Genomic DNA, 16,555 nt, shown 5'->3' on the forward strand with positions numbered 1-16,555 from the left:
CGGGTGACCTAGGCCATGCCGCCCGACTTGCGCACGATCAGCATGGCCAGTTCCAGCGACTGCTCGTAGTTGAGTCGCGGATCGACCATCGACTTGTAGGCGCGCTTGAGGTCGGTCTCGGACAGGTCACGTGCGCCGCCCATGCACTCGGTGACGTCTTCGCCGGTCAGTTCCAGGTGCACGCCGCCCAGCCGCGTGCCGGCCGCCGCGTGGATGTCGAACGCCTGGTCCAGCTCGCCGCGGATGTTGTCGAAACGGCGGGTCTTGTAGCCGTTGGACGTACTCTCGGTATTGCCGTGCATCGGGTCGGCCACCCACAGCACGCGCCGGCCCTCGCGCCTGACCGCTTCCAGCAGTGGCGGCAGCGCGCGGGCGATGGCGGCGTTACCCATGCGGTGGATCAAGGTGAGCCGACCTGGCTCGTCCTGCGGGTTGAGCGCATCGACCAGCGGCAGCAACTGGTCAGGCGTCACCGAGGGACCCACCTTGACCGCGACCGGATTGCGGATGCCGCGGAAGTACTCCACGTGCGCTCCCTCGAGCGCGGCCGTGCGCATGCCGATCCAGGGGAAGTGCGTGGAAAGGTTGAACCAGCCGGGGTTGCGGGGCACCTGGCGGGTCAGCGCCTCTTCGTAGTGCAGCAGCAGGGCCTCGTGCGAGGTGAAGAAGTCGACACGCGAGAAGCTGGCGATCGGTCCCGCCAGGGTTTCCATAAAGCGCAGCGAGTCCCCGATGGCAGCGACCATCCGGCGGTACTCGGCCGCCAGCGGCGAATGTTCCACCCAGGCCAGGTCCCAGTATTCCGGGTGGTGCAGGTCGGCGAAGCCGCCGTCGATCAGCGCGCGCACGAAATTCATGGTCAGCGCCGAGTGGGCGTGCGCCTGGATCAGGCGCTGCGGATCCGCGCGGCGTGCCTCGGCCGTGAAGGCCGGGCCGTTGACCACGTCGCCACGGAAGCTCGGCAGCGTGACGCCGTCGCGGGTCTCCGTGTCAGCCGAGCGCGGTTTGGCATATTGCCCGGCGAATCGGCCTACCCGCAGCACCGGCCTCTTCAGGCCGTGCACGAGCACCAGGCTCATCTGCAGCAGCACCTTCAACCGGTTGGAGATCACCGGGCTGGTGCAGTCGGCGAAGCTTTCGGCGCAATCACCACCCTGCAGCAGGAAGCGCTCGCCCTCCTGCGCTTCGGCCAGCGCCTGCTTGAGCGCCAGCACCTCCCAGGAGGTCACCAGCGGCGGCAGCGCGGCCAGCTGCGTAGTGGCGCGCGCCAATTCCGCCGCGTCTTCGTAGTGTGGTTGCTGCAGGGCCACGCGCCGCTGCCAGGACGCCGGCTGCCAATCGGCGGGCAAGTCGAGGTGGTTGGATCGATCGTTCACGGCGTTGTCCGGTCGGGTGTGGGGCGGCGCAAAGTAGCGACAAGCGAAAGGGTCGCCAACAGCACGAACCACAGCAGGGTCCAGGCGGGCATCGGCAGGCCCAGCACCGGCTCGACCTTGGCACACTCGCCCGAGCCGGTGAACACCATGCGCAACACCTGCGCAAACGGGAAGGCGTCGAACATGTAATCGAGCGGCGGCCCGCACGAGGGCACCTGATCCGCGGGCAGCGACTGGATCCACAGGTGCCGCCCGGCGACGGCCATGCCCCACAGGGCGCCCAGCAGCACGCCGCCGGTGTAGACCCAGCGCAACCCGCGCTGCGGCGCATGCAGCGCGCCAACGAGGAAGAAGGCCGCCATCACCAGGAAGCCGATGCGCTGGAATATGCACAGCGGACAGGGAATCAGGCCCCAGGCGTATTCGGTGTACAGCGCGAAACCCAGCAACGCCACGCAAACGAGAAAGCCCACGAGGAAGCTGATGCGGTACGACCAATGCAGAGGATTCATGGCGGCGTGCTGCGTTGCGGAAAGCCGACATTACCCGCTTGCCGGGCCCCTGTCAGCAAGGCCTTCCGGAAAAAGAAAAACCCCGGCGGATGGCCCGGCCGGGGTTGATCGTTTGGACGTCTGGACGCCCGTACGCGCGACGCTTACTCGACGTCGGCGGCGACGGCTGTCTGCGGACGGTCCACCAGCTCGACGTACGCCATCGGGGCGTTGTCGCCCGGGCGGAAGCCGCACTTGAGGATGCGCAGGTAGCCGCCGGGACGCTCGCGGTAGCGCGGGCCCAGCTCGACAAAGAGCTTGCCGACCGCTTCCTTGTCGCGCAGGCGCGAGAAGGCGAGGCGGCGATTGGCAACGCCGTCGGCCTTGGCCAGGGTGATCAGCGGCTCGGCGACGCGGCGCAGTTCCTTGGCCTTGGGCAGGGTGGTACGGATCAGCTCATGCTTGATCAGCGAGGCGGCCATGTTCTTGAACATCGCTTCGCGGTGCGAGCTGGTGCGGTTGAGCTTGCGGCCCGATTTCTGGTGGCGCATGGTGAACTCTCTTCGGTCTGTTGTTATGAAAAACCGGCGATTGTGTCCGGCTTTCCGCGGTTGCCCGCTGTTCCGAGCCCTTTAAGAACAGGCTCTCGTGAGGAGTGCGGCCATGGGTGGCCGTCTATTGCTATGGCGATCACGAGGACCGCATGGGCCAAACCGGCCCTCCGACGGGCAGTCAAAACGACCGCTCCAAGAACACGACTGGCGGAACGGTGGGGAACCGTCAGCCTGAAACTCCGGCGGCGACCTCGCGATCGCCGCCGTAAACATCAACCCAGCTGCATGCCGTGCGAGAGACCCGGCGGCGGCCAGTTCTCCAGCTTCATGCCCAGGGCCAGGCCGCGCGAGCCAAGGACATCCTTGATCTCGGTGAGCGACTTCTTGCCGAGGTTCGGGGTCTTGAGCAGTTCGACTTCGGTCTTCTGTACCAAGTCGCCGATGTAGTAGATGCTCTCGGCCTTCAGGCAGTTGGCCGAACGCACCGTCAGCTCGAGGTCGTCGATCGGGCGCAGCAGCAGCGGATCGAAACCGCCCTTCTCCGCCTTGTCGGCGGAGCTCTCGCGGCGCGAGAAATCGCCGAACACCGACAGCTGATCGTTGAGGATCTCGGCGGCCTTGCGGACCGCGTCCTCGGCACCGATAGTGCCGTTGGTCTCGATATCGAGAACCAGCTTGTCCAGGTTGGTACGCTGCTCCACACGCGCCGCGTCGACCTCGTACGCCACGCGCAGCACCGGCGCAAAGGAGGCATCGAGCTGCAGGCGGCCGATCGGACGCGCTTCGTCGTCCGGATGCTGGCGCGCGCTGGCCGGCTGGTAGCCGACGCCGCGACGCACCTTCAGGCGCATGTTGAGCGCGATGTCCTTGGTCAGGTGACAGATCACGTGCTCGGGGTTGACGATTTCCACCGAGTGGTCGACGACGATGTCGCCGGCCGTCACCACGCCCTTGCCCTTCTTGGACAGGGTCAGGGTGACTTCGTCGCCGGAATGCTGGCGAATGGCCACGTCCTTGAGGTTGAGCAGGACTTCGATCACGTCCTCCTGCAGACCCTCGAGGGTGGTGTACTCGTGCAGCACGCCATCGATCTCGACTTCGATGATGGCGCTGCCCGGGATCGACGAGAGCAGCACGCGGCGCAGCGCGTTGCCCAGGGTGTGACCGAAGCCACGCTCGAGCGGCTCCACCACCACCTTGGCGCGGTTGGCTCCGAGCTGCTCGACGCTGAGGCCACGAGGCCGCAGCACACTAGTTGACGAAACTGCCATGCAGGGCTCCGGTAATTACTTCGAATACAGCTCGACGATCAGGGCTTCGTTGATGTCCGACGGCAGGTCGCCGCGGTCGGGCACCGACTTGAAGGTGCCGGTGAACTTCTTGGAGTCCACTTCGAGCCAGATCGGACGCAGGTCCATGGTGTCGAACACGGTCGCCGCTTCCTGCACGCGCAGCTGGTTGCGCGCGCGCTCGGTCAGCGCAACCTCGTCGCCCGGCTTGACCTGGTACGAGGGGATGTTGACCTTCTTGCCGTTGACCAGCACCGCCTTGTGGGCGACCAGCTGGCGGGCCTGGGCGCGGGTCACCGCGAAGCCCATGCGGTACACGACATTGTCCAGGCGGCTTTCGAGCAGGCGCAGCAGGTTCTCACCGGTGTTGCCCTTGAGGGTCGACGCCTTGGTGTAGTAATTGCTGAACTGGCGCTCGAGCACACCGTAGATGCGCTTGACCTTCTGCTTCTCGCGCAACTGGACGGCGTAGTCGGACATGCGCATGCGCTTGTTGGCGCCATGCTGGCCGGGCTTGTTCTCCAGCTTGCACTTGGAGTCCAGCGCGCGGGCCGGGCTCTTCAGGCTGAGATCCGCACCCTCGCGGCGGGCGAGCTTGCAGGTAGCTCCACGATAACGGGCCATGGGTTACTCCTTAGACTCGACGCTTCTTGGGGGGACGGCAGCCGTTGTGCGGAATCGGCGTGACGTCGATGATGTTGAGGACCTTGTAGCCCAGCGCGTTCAGCGAACGCACGGCCGACTCGCGGCCCGGGCCGGGGCCCTTGATACGCACTTCCACGGTCTTCACGCCGTAGTCGCCAGCCGCGCGGCCAGCCTTCTCGGCAGCGACCTGGGCAGCGAACGGGGTGGACTTGCGCGAACCGCGGAAACCCGCGCCGCCGGCAGTCGCCCACGACAGCGCATTGCCCTGGCGGTCGGTGATGGTGACGATGGTGTTGTTGAAGGAGGCCTGCACGTGGGCCACGGCATCCGTGACAACGCGCTTGATCTTCTTCTTGGTCTTGACAGGCTTGGCCATAATTGGTGTCCGTTACTTCTTGATCGCGCGACGCGGACCCTTGCGGGTGCGTGCATTGGTACGCGTGCGCTGACCGCGCACCGGCAGGCCACGACGGTGACGAAGGCCGCGGTAGCAACCCAGGTCCATCAGGCGCTTGATCGCGATACCCACCTCACGGCGCAGGTCGCCTTCGACAACGTACTTGCCGATTTCGTGGCGGAGCTTCTCCACCTCGCCCTCGCTGAGGGACTTGATCGGCGTGGTCGGAACCACCCCGGCATCTGCACAGACCTTCTTGGCCCTGCTGCGGCCGATGCCGTAGATGCTCTGCAGGCCAACCCAGACATGCTTCTGGACCGGCAAATTGACACCCGCGATGCGCGCCATGATGTACTTTCTCCGATGCGTTTCTTGCGCGGTAAACGCGCAATTTTAACCTGAATTACCTTAACAGGAAAGCCCCGCGGCACCGTGCCGCCTGCCTTCCAACGTGACCAACCCCGTTCGCCCCAGCAGCCACTAGTTGCGGCGGAGGTTGGCCTTCTTGAGCAGACTTTCGTACTGATGGCTGACCAGATGCGCCTGCACCTGGGCGGTAAAGTCCATCACCACCACCACGATGATCAGCAGCGAGGTGCCGCCGAAGTAGAACGGCACGTGCCAGTAGTTCTGCATGAACGTGGGCACCAGGCACACCAGCACCAGGTAGATCGCACCCACGCCCGTCAGCCTGGTCATCACGCCGTCGATGTACTCACCGGTGGCCCGGCCCGGACGGATGCCCGGAATCAGCGCACCCGACCGCTTGAGGTTGTCGGCCGTTTCCTGCGAGTTGAAGACGATCGCCGTGTAGAAGAAGGCGAACACGATCACCAGCACCGCATAGATGATTTCGTACAGCGGCTGCCCCGGGGCGATGGCCTGGGTCAGACTCTGCAGCCAGCGCGACTGGTGCCCGGCACCGAACCAGCTCACCGCAGTCGCCGGGAACATCAGCAGGCTCGAGGCGAAGATCGGCGGGATCACGCCCGACATGTTGATTTTCAGCGGCAGGTGCGAGGTCTGGTTCATGTACGCCCGCTGGCCACCGGAGCGCCTGGCGTAGTTCACGGTGATGCGCCGCTGGGCGCGCTCCATGAACACCACGAACGCCGTGACCGCAAGCACCAGGCCCACCACCATGATCAGTCGCAGCACCGACAACTCGCCATTGCTGGCCATGCCGAGAGTGCTGGACACCGCGCCAGGCAGGCCCGCCACGATGCCGGCGAAGATCAGCAGCGAGATACCGTTGCCGATGCCGCGCTCGGTGATCTGCTCGCCCAGCCACATCAGGAACATCGAACCGGCGGTGAGGCCAACGACCGACGCCAGGATGAAGCCGAAGCCGGGCGTGTACACCACCGGCGCGCCACCTGCGGCCGTTTGCGTCTGCAGCGCCGCGGCGATGCCGAACGCCTGGAACGCGGACAGTCCTACCGTACCGAAGCGCGTGTACATGGTCATCGTGCGACGACCGGCCTCGCCCTCCTTGCGCAGCGCCTGCAGGCTCGGCACGACCGAACCCATCATCTGCACCACGATCGAGGCCGAGATGTATGGCACCACGCCGAGCGCGAACACCGAGAAGCGCTGCAGCGAGCCGCCAGAGAACATGTTGAACATGTTCAACAGGCCGCCACCACCCTGGATCAGCCGCGTCATGGCCTCCGGGTTGACACCCGGCACCGGGATGAACGAGCCGAGCCGGAAGACGACCAGCGCACCAATCACGAAGAAGATGCGCTGGCGGAGTTCCGTCAGCTTGCCGAGCGCGCCGAGCGCGTTGCCCTGGGCTTGCGCCACCGTCTTACTCCACGCTGCCGCCGGCAGCCTCGATGGCCGCCTTGGCACCGGCCGTGGCGAGCACGCCGGAGAGCTTGACCGCACGGCCGATTTCGCCCTTGGCGACGACCTTGATCTTCTTCGCCTTGCTGTCCACCAGGCCGGCCTGGTGCAGTGCGATCGGGTCGATCACGTCCACCTTCAGGTTGGCGAGCTGGTACAGGAACACTTCCTGGCTTTCGGCCTTCTTCTTGGAGCGGAAGCCGACCTTGGGCAGGCGACGCTGCAGCGGCATCTGGCCGCCTTCGAAGCCGAACTTGTGGGTGCCGCCGGCGCGGGCGTGCTGACCCTTGTGGCCACGGCCTGCAGTCTTGCCCAGGCCCGAGCCGATACCGCGACCGACGCGCAGGCGCGTCTTGCGCGCACCGGCAGCCGGCTTGATGTCGTTGAGACGCATGATGATTACTCCTCGACCCGGACCAGGTAGTAGACCGTGTTGATCAGGCCACGCACCTGCGGGCTGTCCTTCAGCTCACGGACGTCGTTGGTCTTGTTCAGGCCCAGCGCCTTGACGCTGAGACGGTGGCGCGCCTGCACGCCGCGCAGGCCCTTGACCAGGCGCACGCGCACGGTGGCGGCGGTTTCGTTGTTCTTAGCCATTACCCATCACCTCTTCCACGGTCTTGCCACGCTTGGCGGCGATGCGCTTGGGCGAGGCGATGGCCTGCAGGCCCTTGATGGTGGCGCGCACCAGGTTGATCGGGTTGCGCGAACCGACCGCCTTGGCCAGCACGTTCTTGACGCCGACCACTTCCAGCACGGCACGCATGGCGCCGCCGGCGATCACGCCGGTACCTTCGGCAGCCGGCTGCATGAACACGCGCGCAGCACCGTGGTTGGCCTTGATGGCGTACCACAGGGTGCCGTTGTTCAGGTCGATGCTCACCATGTTGCGGCGAGCGCGGTCCATGGCCTTGGAGATGGCGACCGGCACTTCACGCGCCTTGCCATAGCCGAAGCCGACCTTGCCCTCGCCGTCGCCGACCACGGTCAGCGCGGTGAAGCTCATCTGGCGGCCACCCTTGACGGTCTTGGCCACGCGGTTGACGGCGATCAGCTTCTCGAGCAGGCCGTCGGAGTTTTCGCGATCGTTCGAAGACATTTCTCTATTCCGTGTGCCCGGACCATCCGGGACTTTTGCTTGCGGCTTTGCCGCTTGTTGTTGTGTGTCTTGCAAGGACCGGAGGCAGCCGCCTCCGGCTCCTTAGAACTTCAGGCCGGCCTCGCGCGCCGCATCGGCCAAAGCCTTGATGCGACCGTGATAGCGGAAGCCCGAGCGGTCGAAAGCGACGGACTCGACGCCGGCAGCGAGCGCACGCTCGGCCACCGCCTTGCCCACCGCCGCCGCAGCAGCGAGGTTCTTGGTGCCCTTCAGGCCCTCGGCCACCGACTTCTGCACGGTGGACGCAGCCGCCACCACCTTGTCGCCGGAGGCGTCGAACACCTGGGCATACAGGTGCTGGCCGGTGCGATGCACCGACAGGCGGGCCACGGCGAGCTTGCGGATGTGGGCGCGCGTGGACTTGGCGCGGCGCAGGCGGGATTCGTTCTTGTTCATCTGTCTGGTTCCTCGAAAGCGGATCGGCGATAGTTCGGCAGTACAGCGCTCTTGTGAAGAGTGCGGCCATGGATGGCCGCTTTCACACGCAGGGACTGCGTACTTAAGCCTTCTTGGCTTCCTTCAGGGTGATCTTCTCGCCGGCATAGCGCACGCCCTTGCCCTTGTAGGGCTCCGGCGGACGGAACGCGCGGATCTTGGCGGCAACTTCGCCCACGCGCTGCTTGTCCGAACCCTTGATCAGGATCTCGGTCTGCGACGGGGTCTCGAGCGTGATCCCTTCGGGGGCGTTGAACACCACCGGGTGCGAGAAGCCCAGGCTCAGGTTCAGGGCCTTGCCGGCCATCGACGCGCGATAACCCACGCCGACCAGCTCCAGCTTGCGCTCGTAACCCTCGGACACGCCCTTGACCATGTTGGCCAGCAGCGCGCGCGCGGTGCCGCCGAACTTGTCGTCGGCGCCTTCGGCCAGCGCGATGCTGGCAACGCCGTCATTCACGGCCACGGAAACGCCCGGCAGAGCGTGCACGGACAGCGTACCCTTCGGGCCCTTGACGGAGATGCCGCTGGCGTCGGACTTCAGTTCCACGCCCTTGGGCAGGTTGATCGGTTTCTTGGCAACGCGGGACATGGGAACTCCTTACGCCACTTGGCCGATGACTTCGCCGCCCAGGCCCTTGGCGCGGGCCTGCGCATCGGTCATCAGACCGGCGGAAGTCGAGATGATCGAGATACCCATGCCGCCGAGCACCTTCGGCAGCTCGTCCTTGCCGCGATAGACGCGCAGGCCGGAGCGGGAAACACGGGAAATGGCCTCGATGGCCGGGCGGCCTTCGAAATACTTGAGCTTGATCTCGAGCACCGGCTTGCCTTCCTGGTCGGAAGTCTTGGCGTCGAGGATGTAGCCCTCGTTCTTGAGGAGGTTGGCGATCGCCAACTTCAGCTTCGACGACGGCATGCTTACGGCCTGCTTGCCCGTGAGCTGGGCATTGCGGATGCGCGTAAACAGATCGGCGATGGGATCAGTCATGCTCATGAAAACATCCTTCAGAGTGCACCGATATCCGAGTAACCGGAAATCTTCTAAGTTGTGAGGCGGTCGTTGACCGCCTGTCTGCATTACACAGACGGGCGACTATAGCAGCTTTTTCCGGTCAAGCGAACATCCGTGCCAAAAAGCACCGGCAGGCCGAGGCGGCCTGCCCGGGATGCGACGGGCGTCAGAGCGCCCGCCTTGGGTTACTTACCAGCTGGCCTTGCGCAGACCAGGCACGTCACCGCGCATGGTCGCTTCGCGCAGCTTGTTGCGGCCCAGGCCGAACTTGCGATACACGCCGCGCGGACGGCCGGACAGCTCGCAGCGGTTGCGCTGGCGCACCGGACTGGCGTCGCGCGGCAGCTTCTGCAGCTTGGACTGCGCGTCCATCTTCTCGTCGTACGAGGCGTTCGGGTTGATCACGATCGCCTTCAGTTCGGCGCGCTTGGCGGCGTACTTCTTGACGAGCTTGGTCCGCTTGATGTCGCGGTTGACCATCGAGGTCTTTGCCATTGCGTTTCTCTCGCTCTCTAGTTCGGCGCGATCAGTTGCGGAACGGGAAGCTGAAGGCTTCCAGCAGCGCCTTGGCTTCTTCATCGGTCTTGGCGGTCGTGGTGATGGAGATATCCATGCCACGCATCGCGTCGATCGCGTCGAAGTCGATTTCCGGGAAGATGATCTGTTCCTTGATGCCGAAGTTGTAGTTGCCACGGCCATCGAAGGCGCGACCGGACACACCGCGGAAGTCGCGGGTACGCGGCAGCGAGATGTTGATCAGGCGGTCCAGGAATTCCCACATGTTGGCGCGACGCAGGGTGACCTTGCAGCCGATCGGCCAGCCGTCGCGGATCTTGAACGAGGCCACGGACACGCGCGCCTTGGTCGTGATCGGCTTCTGACCGGCGATCTTGGTCATGTCCGCCACGGCGTTCTCGAGGATCTTCTTGTTGCCGGCAGCCTCACCCACACCCATGTTCAGGGTGATCTTGGTGATGCGCGGAACCTGCATCACATTCTCGTAGCCGAAACGCTCGGTGAGCTTCGGAACGACCTGTTCTTTGTAAAAGCTTTCAAGGCGCGTCATGACATTTGTTCCTTACACGTCCAGCTGTTCGCCAGTGGAGCGGAACACGCGGACCTTGCGCCCATCCTCGAGCGACTTGGCACCGACGCGTTCGCCCTTGCCCGTGGCGGGGTTGAACGGCTGCACATTGGAGATGTGGATCGAGGCCTCGCGCTCGACGATGCCGCCGGCCTGGTTGGCCTGCGGATTCGGCTTGGTGTGGCGCTTGACGATGTTCACGTTGGAGACGAACACGCGGTCGCCGTCCACGCGCAGCACGTCGCCGCGCTGGCCCTTGTTTTTGCCGGCGATCACGAGGACTTGATCACCCTTGCGGATACGGTTCATGGTTCTTATCTCCGCTCAAAGCACTTCGGGCGCGAGGGAGACGATCTTCATGAACTTCTCGCCGCGCAGCTCACGCGTGACCGGCCCGAAGATACGGGTGCCGATCGGCTCGAGCTTGTTGTTGAGGAGCACCGCTGCATTGCCGTCGAAACGGATCAGCGAGCCATCGGGGCGGCGCACGCCCTTGGCGGTACGCACCACCACGGCGTTGTAGACCTCGCCCTTCTTCACCTTGCCGCGCGGGATCGCATCCTTCACGGTGACCTTGATCACGTCACCGATCGCGGCGTAACGGCGGTGCGAACCGCCGAGCACCTTGATGCACATCAGTTCCTTGGCGCCGCTGTTGTCGGCCGCGGAAAGCGTGCTCTGCATCTGGATCATGTCTGCACCCTCCTCAGACGGCCGCGCGCGTGACGATTTCGACCACGCGGTGATGCTTGGTCTTCGACAGCGGACGGCACTCGGTGATACGGACCAGGTCACCCTCGTTCGCACCCAGGTCGTCCTGCGCGTGCAGCTTGGTCGACCGGCGGATGATCTTGCCCAGCAGGCCGTGCTGCACCTGGCGCTCGATCAGGACGGTGACCGTCTTGTTCATCTTGTTGCTGATGACGCGACCCTCGAGGGTGCGCGCCTGCTTGGTGTTCTCGCTCATGTCGGCGGTCCCTTACTTCTTCGTGCCGAGCACGAACTTCGTGCGGGCGATGTCGCGCCGGACGCGGCGCAGCTGATGCGGCTGGCTGAGCTGGCCGGTGCCCTTCTGCATGCGCAGGTTGAACTGCTCCTTGCGCAGGTCCAGCAGGTGCTGCTTCAGCTCGTCGGCCGACTTGGTGTTCAGATCGTTGGTGGCCATCACATCACCGCCCGGGTCACGAATTGGGTCTGCACAGAGAGCTTGGCGGCGGCCAGGCGGAATGCCTCGCGTGCCGTTGCCTCGTCGATACCCTCGATTTCATAGAGCATGCGGCCCGGCTGGATCGGGGCGACCCAGAACTCGACGCCGCCCTTGCCCGCGCCCATACGCACTTCGATGGGCTTCTTGGTGATCGGCTTGTCCGGGAACACGCGGATCCACAGCTTGCCGCCACGCTTGACGAAACGGGTGATGCAACGACGGGCCGCCTCGATCTGGCGCGCGGTCAGCGCGCCGTGGGTGGTCGCCTTCAGGCCGTACTCGCCAAAGCTGACGAGGTTCGAGCACTGGGCCAGGCCATCGTTGCGGCCCTTGAACTGCTTGCGGTATTTGGTTCGCTTCGGTTGCAACATGGCAACTCTCCTTACTTCGCCGTCCGCTCGCGGCGGCCTTCACCGCCCTCGCGACGCGATTCACGACGACCCTCGCCACCTTCGCGGCGCGGCTGCGACTGCTCGTCCTTCGACTCGGCCGACGCTGCTGCCAGGTCGAAGATCTCGCCCTTGTAGACCCACACCTTGATGCCGATGATGCCGTAGGTGGTCTTCGCCTCGGCAAAACCGTAGTCGATGTCGGCGCGCAGAGTGTGCAGCGGCACGCGGCCCTCGCGGCTCCACTCGGAGCGTGCGATCTCGGCGCCGTTCAGACGGCCGGACACGTTGATCTTGATGCCGAGGGCGCCCAGGCGCATCGCGTTGCCGACGGCGCGCTTCATGGCGCGACGGAACATGATGCGGCGCTCCAGCTGCTGGGCGATCGACTCGGCCACCAGCTGCGCGTCGAGCTCGGGCTTGCGCACTTCATTGACGTTGATGTGCGCCGGAACGCCCATCATGTCGCTGACTTCCTTGCGCAGCTTTTCGATGTCCTCGCCCTTCTTGCCGATCACCACGCCCGGACGGGCGGTATGGATCGTCACGCGGGCGGTCTTGGCCGGACGCTCGATCTGGATCTTGGAGATGCCGGCCTGCGCCAGCTTCTTGCGCAGCATCTCGCGGACCTTCAGGTCAGCCGCGAGGTACTGGGCGTAATCGCCCTTGTTGGCGTACCACTTCGAATTCCAGTCCTTGGCGATGCCGAGGCGGATACCGGTGGGATGAACTTTATGACCCATCGTCTTCTGTCCTCTTTACTCGCCGACGACCACGGTGATGTGGCTGGTGCGCTTCAGGATGCGCGAGCCGCGACCCTTGGCGCGGGCAAACATGCGCTTCATCGACGGACCCTCGTCCACGAAGATGCGCGAGACCTTCAGCTCGTCGACGTCGGCGCCCAGGTTGTTCTCGGCGTTGGCGACGGCCGAGAGCAGCACCTTGCGGACAAGGTGGGCGGCCTTCTTGTTGGTGAACTGGAGCACGTCGCTGGCGCGACCCACGGGCATGCCGCGGACCAGGTCAGCCACCAGGCGTGCCTTCTGCGCCGAGATGCGGGCGCTGCGCAGGATCGCTTTGGCTTCGGTGCTCATCTTACTTACCCTTCTTGTCGCCGCCGTGGCCCTTGAAAGTACGGGTCACCGCAAACTCGCCGAGCTTGTGCCCGACCATGTTCTCGTTGATCAGTACCGGCACGTGCTGGCGACCGTTGTGGATGGCGATGGTCAGGCCCACCATTTCGGGCAGGATCATCGAGCGGCGCGACCAGGTCTTGATCGGACGCTTGTTGTTGGCGGAAACGGCGGCTTCCACCTTCTTTGCGAGGTGCAGGTCGATGAACGGACCTTTCTTTAGGGAGCGCGGCATGATCGTTTCCTGTTACTTGCGACGACGCACGATGAACTGCTGCGTGCGCTTGTTGTTGCGGGTCTTGTAGCCCTTGGTCGGCGTACCCCACGGGCTGACCGGATGACGGCCGCCGGAGGTACGGCCTTCACCACCACCGTGCGGATGGTCGACCGGGTTCATCACCACGCCGCGCACGGTCGGGCGGATGCCCTTCCAGCGCTTGGCGCCGGCCTTGCCCAGCTTCTTCAGGCTGTGCTCGGAGTTGCCGACTTCGCCGATGGTCGCGCGGCAGTCCACGGGCACGCGGCGCATCTCGCCAGAGCGAAGACGCAGGGTGGCGTAACCGGACTCGCGGGCGACCAGCTGCACGGAGGCGCCGGCGCTGCGGGCGATCTGCGCGCCCTTGCCAGCCTTCATCTCGATGCAGTGGATGGTCGAACCGACCGGGATGGCGCGCAGCGGAAGGCTGTTGCCCGCCTTGATCGGCGCGTCGGAACCGGACACCAGGCGATCACCCACCGCCACGCCCTTCGGCGCGATGATGTAGCGGCGCTCGCCATCGGCGTAGCACAGCAGCGCGATGTGCGCGGTGCGGTTCGGATCGTATTCGATGCGCTCGACCTTGGCGGCGATGCCTTCCTTGTCGCGCTTGAAGTCGATGATGCGGTAGGCCTGCTTGTGGCCACCACCGCGGTGACGCGTGGTGATGCGACCGTAGTGGTTGCGGCCACCCGTCTTGGACTGCGATTCGGTCAACGGCGCGTAGGGCGCGCCCTTGTGCAGGCCCTCGGTGCGGACGCTGACGGAGTCGCGGCGGCCCGGCGAGGTCGGCTTGTGAGTGATCAGTGCCATCTCAATTCAACTCCTTGAGCTCAGGCCTTGGCCGACACGTCGATGGTCTGGCCATCGGCGAGGCGGACATAGGCCTTGCGCTTGCCCTGGCGATTGCCAGTGCGGAAACGGAAGGACTTGACCTTGCCCTTGGCGTTGACGAGGTTCACCTGCTCGACCTTGACGTCGAACATCTGTTCCACCGCCGCGCGGACGTCGGCCTTGGTCGCCTCGGGGGCGACCACGAATACGTACTGGTTGTTCTCGGCCAGGCGCGCGGACTTCTCGGAGATGTGCGGCGCACGCAGCGTATTGAGAATGCGTTCGTTGCTCATGCCAGCCATTCCTCGATCTTCTTCACGGCCTCGGCGGTCAGCACGACGTAGTCGGAGCCGACCAGGCTGACCGGGTTCAGCGCCATCACGTCAACCACGTGCAGGTACGGGATGTTGCGGGCGGCCAGGAACAGCGCCTCGTTGGCGTCCTCGGAGACCAGCAGCACGCGGCCGCCGACCTGCAGCTCGGCCAGCTTGGCGACCATCGCCTTGGTCTTGGCTTCCTCGATGCCGAAACCGTCGACGACCTTCAGGCGATCCTGGCGGTTCAGCTCGGAAAGGATCGAGCGGATCGCCACGCGGTAAGCCTTGCGGTTGACCTTCTGCTCGAAGCTACGGGGCTTGGCCGCAAAGGTGACACCGCCGCCGACGAAGATCGGAGCACGGTAGTCGCCGTGACGGGCGCCGCCGCCCTTCTGCTTCTTGAACTTCTTGGTGGTACCCGACATCTCACCGCGCGACAGCTGCGCCTTGGTACCGGCGCGACCGCCGGCCTGGTACGCAACCACCACCTGGTGGATCAGGGCCTGCTTGAGCTCGGCGCCGAACACTTCGTCGGACACGCTGAGCGGCTTGGCGCCAATGACATTCAGTTCCATGGCGTCTCTCCTCAACCCTTGGTGGTCGGGCGGATCACGACGTCGCCGCCGGTCGCACCCGGCACCGCGCCCTTGACCGCGATCAGGTGACGCTCGGCGTCGACCTTGACCACTTCCAGACCCTGCTGCGTGCGGTTCACCGCGCCCATGTGGCCGGCCATCTTCTTGCCCGGGAACACGCGGCCCGGCGTCTGGCGCTGGCCGATCGAACCCGGCGCGCGGTGCGACAGCGAGTTACCGTGCGTCGCATCGCCCATCGAGAAGTTGTGGCGCTTGATCGTGCCCTGGAAGCCCTTGCCCTTCGAGACGCCGGCGACGTCGACGATCTGGCCGGCCGAGAAGATCTCGTCCGCCTTGATCTCGGCACCGACGCTGTATTTGCCGAGATCCTCGGCGGCAACGCGGAACTCCCACAGGCCACGACCCGGCTCGACCTTCGCCTTGGCGTAGTGGCCCTTCACCGGCTGGGTCAGCAGCGAGGCGCGCTTGACGCCCGCGGTGACCTGGATCGCGGTGTAACCATCGTTGTCTTCGGTCTTCAGCTGGGTGACGCGGTTCGGGGTCGCTTCAATCAGCGTCACCGGAATCGAGCGTCCATCTTCAGTGAAGAGCCGGCTCATGCCGCACTTGCGGCCAACCAGTCCGATACTCATCTTCGTATCCTGTCTATCGCTCAGCCGAGCTTGATCTGGACGTCCACGCCAGCGGCGAGGTCAAGCTTCATGAGCGCGTCCACGGTCTTGTCGTTGGGGTCGACGATGTCGAGCACACGCTTGTGCGTACGGGTCTCGTACTGGTCGCGTGCGTCCTTGTCGACGTGCGGCGAGACCAGGATGGTGTAGCGCTCGATCTTGGTCGGGAGCGGGATGGGGCCGAGCACCGTAGCGCCGGTGCGCTTGGCCGTCTCGACGATCTCGCTGGCCGAGCGGTCGATCAGGCGATGATCGAACGCCTTGAGGCGGATGCGAATCTTCTGGTTCGCCATAAAACCGTGTCCTGTTATCGAAAGAACAAATACTTGTTTCGGGGTGGCTTCTCACCGCCCCGCACAACCCTTTTGGAACTACCCGCCACGCAGGGCGCGCCGGGCGAAAAAGCTAGGCGAGCACATTTGGCTCGCCTAGACAGAAAATTATAAGTCGCACAACGCACATACGTCAACAGAACGTCGTCTGCGACGGATCGATGCGTTGCGAGGGCCATCCCGGCCTGCGAACTCGAAGCACGTCCTGCGCCTCATTTCGCGGTATCGACTCCAGGCAACATCGGAGCCGTCAAGCTGACGAGTATAACAGTCAATCTGCGCAAGACGCCAGCCTTGCCGGCGCCCAGGCGAAAAGCGGCGGCCCCTGAGGACCGCCGCCTGGCCTTACTTGATGACCTTGGCCACCACGCCGGCGCCGACGGTGCGGCCGCCTTCGCGAATGGCGAAACGCAGGCCTTCGTCCATCGCGATCGGGTGGATCAGGCTCACCACCATCTTGATGTTGTCGCCCGGCATGACCATCTCCACGCCTTCCGGCAGCGTGACCGCGCCGGTCACGTCCGTGG

Annotated in this window: 29 protein-coding genes and 1 pseudogene; all 30 read right to left on the reverse strand. The window is 64.9% G+C overall.

Annotated features, from left to right (window positions below; all coding sequences use genetic code 11):
* Nucleotides 1-8: 8 nt before the first annotated feature.
* Nucleotides 9-1,376, reverse strand: coding sequence for a class II 3-deoxy-7-phosphoheptulonate synthase (locus ACFWZU_RS14190; RefSeq protein WP_439702188.1), 1,368 nt, complete (start codon nucleotides 1,374-1,376; stop codon nucleotides 9-11).
* The gene (locus tag ACFWZU_RS14195) at nucleotides 1,373-1,888 is read right to left on the reverse strand and encodes a disulfide bond formation protein B (RefSeq protein ID WP_439702189.1); all 516 of its coding nucleotides are present in this window, start codon (nucleotides 1,886-1,888) and stop codon (nucleotides 1,373-1,375) included. The genes ACFWZU_RS14190 and ACFWZU_RS14195 overlap by 4 nt, the downstream gene beginning before the upstream one ends.
* 143 nt (nucleotides 1,889-2,031) lie before the next feature.
* Complete coding sequence (rplQ, locus tag ACFWZU_RS14200) at nucleotides 2,032-2,418, reverse strand: 50S ribosomal protein L17 (RefSeq protein ID WP_439702190.1); 387 nt, start codon at nucleotides 2,416-2,418, stop codon at nucleotides 2,032-2,034.
* Nucleotides 2,419-2,693: 275 nt separating this feature from the next.
* On the reverse strand, nucleotides 2,694-3,692 hold the full coding sequence (locus ACFWZU_RS14205; protein ID WP_209619618.1) for a DNA-directed RNA polymerase subunit alpha: 999 nt from the start codon (nucleotides 3,690-3,692) through the stop codon (nucleotides 2,694-2,696).
* Nucleotides 3,693-3,707: 15 nt separating this feature from the next.
* Entirely contained in the window at nucleotides 3,708-4,334 is a 627-nt protein-coding gene (rpsD, locus tag ACFWZU_RS14210; RefSeq protein WP_439702191.1) for a 30S ribosomal protein S4, read from the reverse strand.
* 10 nt (nucleotides 4,335-4,344) lie between these two features.
* Nucleotides 4,345-4,731, reverse strand: a complete 387-nt coding sequence (gene rpsK / locus ACFWZU_RS14215; RefSeq protein ID WP_007513384.1) for a 30S ribosomal protein S11 — start codon at nucleotides 4,729-4,731, stop codon at nucleotides 4,345-4,347.
* A 12-nt stretch (nucleotides 4,732-4,743) separates the two neighbouring features.
* Nucleotides 4,744-5,100: a 30S ribosomal protein S13 gene (gene rpsM, locus ACFWZU_RS14220; protein WP_017461853.1), complete on the reverse strand. Its 357-nt coding sequence runs from the start codon at nucleotides 5,098-5,100 to the stop codon at nucleotides 4,744-4,746.
* Nucleotides 5,101-5,232: 132 nt separating this feature from the next.
* On the reverse strand, nucleotides 5,233-6,558 hold the full coding sequence (secY, locus tag ACFWZU_RS14225; RefSeq protein ID WP_439702192.1) for a preprotein translocase subunit SecY: 1,326 nt from the start codon (nucleotides 6,556-6,558) through the stop codon (nucleotides 5,233-5,235).
* Between the two features lie 4 nt (nucleotides 6,559-6,562).
* On the reverse strand, nucleotides 6,563-7,000 hold the full coding sequence (gene rplO / locus ACFWZU_RS14230; protein WP_342451969.1) for a 50S ribosomal protein L15: 438 nt from the start codon (nucleotides 6,998-7,000) through the stop codon (nucleotides 6,563-6,565).
* Entirely contained in the window at nucleotides 7,000-7,197 is a 198-nt protein-coding gene (gene rpmD / locus ACFWZU_RS14235; RefSeq protein WP_439702193.1) for a 50S ribosomal protein L30, read from the reverse strand. Before rpmD ends, rplO begins: the two co-directional genes overlap by 1 nt.
* The gene (gene rpsE / locus ACFWZU_RS14240) at nucleotides 7,190-7,699 is read right to left on the reverse strand and encodes a 30S ribosomal protein S5 (RefSeq protein ID WP_209619603.1); all 510 of its coding nucleotides are present in this window, start codon (nucleotides 7,697-7,699) and stop codon (nucleotides 7,190-7,192) included. Before rpsE ends, rpmD begins: the two co-directional genes overlap by 8 nt.
* A 102-nt stretch (nucleotides 7,700-7,801) precedes the next feature.
* On the reverse strand, nucleotides 7,802-8,155 hold the full coding sequence (gene rplR / locus ACFWZU_RS14245) for a 50S ribosomal protein L18 (RefSeq protein WP_439702194.1): 354 nt from the start codon (nucleotides 8,153-8,155) through the stop codon (nucleotides 7,802-7,804).
* A gap of 103 nt (nucleotides 8,156-8,258) precedes the next feature.
* Entirely contained in the window at nucleotides 8,259-8,786 is a 528-nt protein-coding gene (gene rplF / locus ACFWZU_RS14250; RefSeq protein ID WP_439702195.1) for a 50S ribosomal protein L6, read from the reverse strand.
* 9 nt (nucleotides 8,787-8,795) lie between these two features.
* The gene (gene rpsH, locus ACFWZU_RS14255) at nucleotides 8,796-9,191 is read right to left on the reverse strand and encodes a 30S ribosomal protein S8 (protein ID WP_439702196.1); all 396 of its coding nucleotides are present in this window, start codon (nucleotides 9,189-9,191) and stop codon (nucleotides 8,796-8,798) included.
* Nucleotides 9,192-9,398: 207 nt separating this feature from the next.
* On the reverse strand, nucleotides 9,399-9,704 hold the full coding sequence (rpsN, locus tag ACFWZU_RS14260) for a 30S ribosomal protein S14 (RefSeq protein ID WP_439702197.1): 306 nt from the start codon (nucleotides 9,702-9,704) through the stop codon (nucleotides 9,399-9,401).
* A 31-nt stretch (nucleotides 9,705-9,735) separates the two neighbouring features.
* Complete coding sequence (gene rplE, locus ACFWZU_RS14265; RefSeq protein WP_091340520.1) at nucleotides 9,736-10,275, reverse strand: 50S ribosomal protein L5; 540 nt, start codon at nucleotides 10,273-10,275, stop codon at nucleotides 9,736-9,738.
* A 12-nt stretch (nucleotides 10,276-10,287) separates the two neighbouring features.
* Nucleotides 10,288-10,602 carry a 50S ribosomal protein L24 gene (gene rplX, locus ACFWZU_RS14270; RefSeq protein ID WP_439702198.1) on the reverse strand — a complete coding sequence of 105 codons (315 nt, stop codon included), beginning with the start codon at nucleotides 10,600-10,602 and terminating at the stop codon, nucleotides 10,288-10,290.
* Between the two features lie 15 nt (nucleotides 10,603-10,617).
* Nucleotides 10,618-10,986, reverse strand: coding sequence for a 50S ribosomal protein L14 (gene rplN / locus ACFWZU_RS14275; RefSeq protein WP_014402147.1), 369 nt, complete (start codon nucleotides 10,984-10,986; stop codon nucleotides 10,618-10,620).
* Nucleotides 10,987-10,999: 13 nt separating this feature from the next.
* Nucleotides 11,000-11,260, reverse strand: coding sequence for a 30S ribosomal protein S17 (rpsQ, locus tag ACFWZU_RS14280; RefSeq protein WP_439702199.1), 261 nt, complete (start codon nucleotides 11,258-11,260; stop codon nucleotides 11,000-11,002).
* A gap of 12 nt (nucleotides 11,261-11,272) precedes the next feature.
* Nucleotides 11,273-11,458 carry a 50S ribosomal protein L29 gene (gene rpmC, locus ACFWZU_RS14285; RefSeq protein ID WP_091340512.1) on the reverse strand — a complete coding sequence of 62 codons (186 nt, stop codon included), beginning with the start codon at nucleotides 11,456-11,458 and terminating at the stop codon, nucleotides 11,273-11,275.
* Complete coding sequence (gene rplP, locus ACFWZU_RS14290) at nucleotides 11,458-11,871, reverse strand: 50S ribosomal protein L16 (protein ID WP_091340510.1); 414 nt, start codon at nucleotides 11,869-11,871, stop codon at nucleotides 11,458-11,460. The genes rpmC and rplP overlap by 1 nt, the downstream gene beginning before the upstream one ends.
* 11 nt (nucleotides 11,872-11,882) lie before the next feature.
* Nucleotides 11,883-12,632: a 30S ribosomal protein S3 gene (rpsC, locus tag ACFWZU_RS14295; protein WP_439702200.1), complete on the reverse strand. Its 750-nt coding sequence runs from the start codon at nucleotides 12,630-12,632 to the stop codon at nucleotides 11,883-11,885.
* 15 nt (nucleotides 12,633-12,647) lie between these two features.
* Nucleotides 12,648-12,983 (reverse strand): 50S ribosomal protein L22, encoded by a 336-nt coding sequence (rplV, locus tag ACFWZU_RS14300; protein ID WP_209619580.1) that lies wholly within the window; start codon nucleotides 12,981-12,983, stop codon nucleotides 12,648-12,650.
* Between the two features lies 1 nt (nucleotide 12,984).
* Nucleotides 12,985-13,257, reverse strand: a complete 273-nt coding sequence (gene rpsS, locus ACFWZU_RS14305) for a 30S ribosomal protein S19 (protein ID WP_091340502.1) — start codon at nucleotides 13,255-13,257, stop codon at nucleotides 12,985-12,987.
* 12 nt (nucleotides 13,258-13,269) lie between these two features.
* Nucleotides 13,270-14,091 (reverse strand): 50S ribosomal protein L2, encoded by an 822-nt coding sequence (gene rplB, locus ACFWZU_RS14310; RefSeq protein ID WP_231324163.1) that lies wholly within the window; start codon nucleotides 14,089-14,091, stop codon nucleotides 13,270-13,272.
* Nucleotides 14,092-14,111: 20 nt separating this feature from the next.
* Complete coding sequence (rplW, locus tag ACFWZU_RS14315) at nucleotides 14,112-14,405, reverse strand: 50S ribosomal protein L23 (protein ID WP_439702201.1); 294 nt, start codon at nucleotides 14,403-14,405, stop codon at nucleotides 14,112-14,114.
* On the reverse strand, nucleotides 14,402-15,004 hold the full coding sequence (gene rplD / locus ACFWZU_RS14320) for a 50S ribosomal protein L4 (RefSeq protein ID WP_439702202.1): 603 nt from the start codon (nucleotides 15,002-15,004) through the stop codon (nucleotides 14,402-14,404). The genes rplW and rplD overlap by 4 nt, the downstream gene beginning before the upstream one ends.
* Before the next feature lie 11 nt (nucleotides 15,005-15,015).
* On the reverse strand, nucleotides 15,016-15,657 hold the full coding sequence (rplC, locus tag ACFWZU_RS14325; protein WP_091340490.1) for a 50S ribosomal protein L3: 642 nt from the start codon (nucleotides 15,655-15,657) through the stop codon (nucleotides 15,016-15,018).
* Between the two features lie 20 nt (nucleotides 15,658-15,677).
* Entirely contained in the window at nucleotides 15,678-15,989 is a 312-nt protein-coding gene (rpsJ, locus tag ACFWZU_RS14330) for a 30S ribosomal protein S10 (RefSeq protein ID WP_014402136.1), read from the reverse strand.
* Nucleotides 15,990-16,373: 384 nt separating this feature from the next.
* Nucleotides 16,374-16,555: pseudogene (tuf, locus tag ACFWZU_RS14335) on the reverse strand (elongation factor Tu); the annotation flags it as partial.

The sequence above is a fragment of the Frateuria sp. GZRR33 genome (assembly GCF_051900425.1).
GTDB lineage: Bacteria > Pseudomonadota > Gammaproteobacteria > Xanthomonadales > Rhodanobacteraceae > Frateuria_A.

Bases quoted from the DNA above. Each gene is read 5' to 3' on its own strand.
- ACFWZU_RS14195 (WP_439702189.1), bottom strand. From the start codon at position 1,888: ATGAATCCTCTGCATTGGTCGTACCGCATCAGCTTCCTCGTGGGCTTT.
- rplQ (WP_439702190.1), bottom strand. From the start codon at position 2,418: ATGCGCCACCAGAAATCGGGCCGCAAGCTCAACCGCACCAGCTCGCAC.
- ACFWZU_RS14205 (WP_209619618.1), bottom strand. From the start codon at position 3,692: ATGGCAGTTTCGTCAACTAGTGTGCTGCGGCCTCGTGGCCTCAGCGTC.
- rpsD (WP_439702191.1), bottom strand. From the start codon at position 4,334: ATGGCCCGTTATCGTGGAGCTACCTGCAAGCTCGCCCGCCGCGAGGGT.
- rpsK (WP_007513384.1), bottom strand. From the start codon at position 4,731: ATGGCCAAGCCTGTCAAGACCAAGAAGAAGATCAAGCGCGTTGTCACG.
- rpsM (WP_017461853.1), bottom strand. From the start codon at position 5,100: ATGGCGCGCATCGCGGGTGTCAATTTGCCGGTCCAGAAGCATGTCTGG.
- rpmD (WP_439702193.1), bottom strand. From the start codon at position 7,197: ATGGCTAAGAACAACGAAACCGCCGCCACCGTGCGCGTGCGCCTGGTC.
- rpsE (WP_209619603.1), bottom strand. From the start codon at position 7,699: ATGTCTTCGAACGATCGCGAAAACTCCGACGGCCTGCTCGAGAAGCTG.
- rplR (WP_439702194.1), bottom strand. From the start codon at position 8,155: ATGAACAAGAACGAATCCCGCCTGCGCCGCGCCAAGTCCACGCGCGCC.
- rplF (WP_439702195.1), bottom strand. From the start codon at position 8,786: ATGTCCCGCGTTGCCAAGAAACCGATCAACCTGCCCAAGGGCGTGGAA.
- rpsH (WP_439702196.1), bottom strand. From the start codon at position 9,191: ATGAGCATGACTGATCCCATCGCCGATCTGTTTACGCGCATCCGCAAT.
- rpsN (WP_439702197.1), bottom strand. From the start codon at position 9,704: ATGGCAAAGACCTCGATGGTCAACCGCGACATCAAGCGGACCAAGCTC.
- rplE (WP_091340520.1), bottom strand. From the start codon at position 10,275: ATGACGCGCCTTGAAAGCTTTTACAAAGAACAGGTCGTTCCGAAGCTC.
- rplX (WP_439702198.1), bottom strand. From the start codon at position 10,602: ATGAACCGTATCCGCAAGGGTGATCAAGTCCTCGTGATCGCCGGCAAA.
- rplN (WP_014402147.1), bottom strand. From the start codon at position 10,986: ATGATCCAGATGCAGAGCACGCTTTCCGCGGCCGACAACAGCGGCGCC.
- rpsQ (WP_439702199.1), bottom strand. From the start codon at position 11,260: ATGAGCGAGAACACCAAGCAGGCGCGCACCCTCGAGGGTCGCGTCATC.
- rpmC (WP_091340512.1), bottom strand. From the start codon at position 11,458: ATGGCCACCAACGATCTGAACACCAAGTCGGCCGACGAGCTGAAGCAG.
- rplP (WP_091340510.1), bottom strand. From the start codon at position 11,871: ATGTTGCAACCGAAGCGAACCAAATACCGCAAGCAGTTCAAGGGCCGC.
- rpsC (WP_439702200.1), bottom strand. From the start codon at position 12,632: ATGGGTCATAAAGTTCATCCCACCGGTATCCGCCTCGGCATCGCCAAG.
- rplV (WP_209619580.1), bottom strand. From the start codon at position 12,983: ATGAGCACCGAAGCCAAAGCGATCCTGCGCAGCGCCCGCATCTCGGCG.
- rpsS (WP_091340502.1), bottom strand. From the start codon at position 13,257: ATGCCGCGCTCCCTAAAGAAAGGTCCGTTCATCGACCTGCACCTCGCA.
- rplB (WP_231324163.1), bottom strand. From the start codon at position 14,091: ATGGCACTGATCACTCACAAGCCGACCTCGCCGGGCCGCCGCGACTCC.
- rplW (WP_439702201.1), bottom strand. From the start codon at position 14,405: ATGAGCAACGAACGCATTCTCAATACGCTGCGTGCGCCGCACATCTCC.
- rplD (WP_439702202.1), bottom strand. From the start codon at position 15,004: ATGGAACTGAATGTCATTGGCGCCAAGCCGCTCAGCGTGTCCGACGAA.
- rplC (WP_091340490.1), bottom strand. From the start codon at position 15,657: ATGAGTATCGGACTGGTTGGCCGCAAGTGCGGCATGAGCCGGCTCTTC.
- rpsJ (WP_014402136.1), bottom strand. From the start codon at position 15,989: ATGGCGAACCAGAAGATTCGCATCCGCCTCAAGGCGTTCGATCATCGC.